Here is a 2214-nt window from a genome sequence, read left to right on the forward strand (position 1 = left end):
CCCCTTAAATTATTTGTGAGGCGAGCAAGCGATAGCGCGCTTAGATTTAAAGCAAAATCTCAATTTCCCCTGTCCATTTTCTTGACATAGTATCATTGCACTTGGTGGTGGCGGTTTTTCAATGGAACCAGACAATCCGTTATTAGATATATATATATTGAACCAAGTTGAGAAAATTAAACCTAAAATTTGCTTTATCCCTACCGCAAGTGGAGATGCCGATAATTACATATTAAGGTATTATAATTTTTTTAATCAACAAAATTGTGATCCATCCCATCTTTCACTATTTAATCCTCCAACCAGGGATCTTGAAAGTTTTATATTAGAAAAAGACATTGTTTATGTTGGTGGAGGAAACACTAAAAATCTTTTAGCTTTGTGGACAGAATGGGGCTTAGATCATATTTTAAGAAAAGCGTGGAACCAAGGAGTGATTTTAGCTGGGGTGAGTGCAGGCTCTATTTGTTGGTTTGAAGAGGGAGTTACCGATTCCTTTGGAGATGGACTTGAACCAATAGAATGTCTAGGTCTCCTAAAGGGAAGTAATTGTCCGCATTACGATGGTGAAATAGATAGAAAGCCTGCATATCACAAACTTATTGAATCTGGAAAAATACAATCAGGAATTGCGACGGATGATGGGGTTGCTATTCATTACAAGGAACAAGAAATCAGTAAAATAGTTAGCTCAAGACCAGATGCTAAGGCATATAAAGTTTCTTTCGAAAAGAAAGTTATAGATACAGAACTTCAAACAGAATTTTTAGGTTCTTAATGAACTAACGGAGCGGGTTAGTTTTAGAAGGACATTAAATCAATAAAAAGAATAATAAAATATAAGAGCTATGTTCTTTGGAGGAAAAAATGAAAAAAACATTGATCATTATTAGCATAGTTTTACTTATACTTTTAACAGCCTGTAATTCCTCTTCAAAAGTAGTTGATGACTTTGATAACAGCCAATTAAGTGTTGATTTTGATGACGATGAAGCTTATGAAATAGAAGCTAATGCAAAGGGAATGCCCGTTTTTAAAAACCATAAGAAAGCATTACAACAAGCTCAAATTGATTATAAAAAAGGGTTTGCTGCCACTGCCAAAGAACATGATTTAAAGCCTATTAGCCAAGAAAATTATAAAGATTATATGACCTATGCTTGGCAACTTGAAACTAAAGATGAAACCGTTGTTCAACAAGGTGTAATGATAGCGAAATTCTTGGATATTTATGAAAATAGTTTTGAATAATTAATTTTACTAATTGAACTAACTCGGGTTTTAATTCAATAAGGGATAGAGTATTTTCTTCTTAGACTGACGACGTAGGTTAGCTCAACAAGAATATAAGATATTATTGAGTTAGATAAACTACAAAGGAGGTGTACAAGTGTTTTATTACTCAAAACAGAAGAAAATACGAGGTTGGAAAAGACATAAGAGCAAAATTGAAAGATGGAAGCAAAATGCAATAAATTTAGATATGAACTATTTAAGGAATTACCAAAGACAATACGAAAAATTATGGATTCATCCTTTTTATGCATGGGTACGAATAAACCCTCCCAATTGGTATAATCGACTTTTACTTGATGCAATGATTGAAGTTTACCTGAACTGGCATCAAAAAATGATGGATGAAAATGAAGAGTTTTATTTAAAAATCTGGCTTTATGACCCTAATTTTATTAATTCACAAATTGTCATTGCATATAGAGATTGTCTTGATTTCTACAATAAAACCTTCAAAATAAGGGGAGAAAACAAGGAATTCCCTTTCTATAAATTTCATTCCTTGAGGGACAAGTTAGAACAATTTCAATGGGATTTACACATAGAGATTGATTATTACGATGAAAACGACTTGAATGAATGGTTAGAAGAAGGAAGTTTAACTGAAAAAGAAGTATCACAAATTAAGGGAAATGCCTATGAAACCATAAAATTTGAAAATGAATTCGGGAGTTTCCTGCAATATAGTCTTGACAAAGGAGATGTTTGGATAGGGACTTTAAAGTGAGAAAGAATAATACAGTAATTGTTGAACGAGTTTGTAAGGGATGCTTAATATTTGTAATTCAAAGACAAAGACTGAATCCAATATTGGATTCAGTCTTTACATAGTGTTGAAAAACTAAATGGTCAAGGGACTCTTTGTGAACACTCCTAAGTCAAATGAAGGTGATCTCCGTTCCAGGCTACTCGCTTTGCCGC

Annotated in this window: 3 protein-coding genes; all 3 read left to right on the plus strand. The window is 33.1% G+C overall.

Annotated features, from left to right (window positions below; translation table 11 throughout):
* The first annotated feature begins 91 nt into the window (after positions 1–91).
* The 3 genes from ACQKIM_RS27940 to ACQKIM_RS27950 all read left to right on the plus strand — a co-directional run bounded on the left by ACQKIM_RS27940 (position 92) and on the right by ACQKIM_RS27950 (position 2020).
* Positions 92–778: a Type 1 glutamine amidotransferase-like domain-containing protein gene (locus tag ACQKIM_RS27940; RefSeq protein ID WP_427550231.1), complete on the plus strand. Its 687-nt coding sequence runs from the start codon at positions 92–94 to the stop codon at positions 776–778.
* An 89-nt stretch (positions 779–867) separates the two neighbouring features.
* Positions 868–1251 carry a hypothetical protein gene (locus ACQKIM_RS27945; RefSeq protein ID WP_427550226.1) on the plus strand — a complete coding sequence of 128 codons (384 nt, stop codon included), beginning with the start codon at positions 868–870 and terminating at the stop codon, positions 1249–1251.
* A 139-nt stretch (positions 1252–1390) separates the two neighbouring features.
* The gene (locus ACQKIM_RS27950; RefSeq protein ID WP_427550228.1) at positions 1391–2020 is read left to right on the plus strand and encodes a hypothetical protein; all 630 of its coding nucleotides are present in this window, start codon (positions 1391–1393) and stop codon (positions 2018–2020) included.
* Positions 2021–2214 lie beyond the last annotated feature (194 nt).

This window comes from Lysinibacillus sp. NPDC047702, assembly GCF_050272555.1.
In the GTDB taxonomy this organism is placed as follows: domain Bacteria; phylum Bacillota; class Bacilli; order Bacillales_A; family Planococcaceae; genus Lysinibacillus.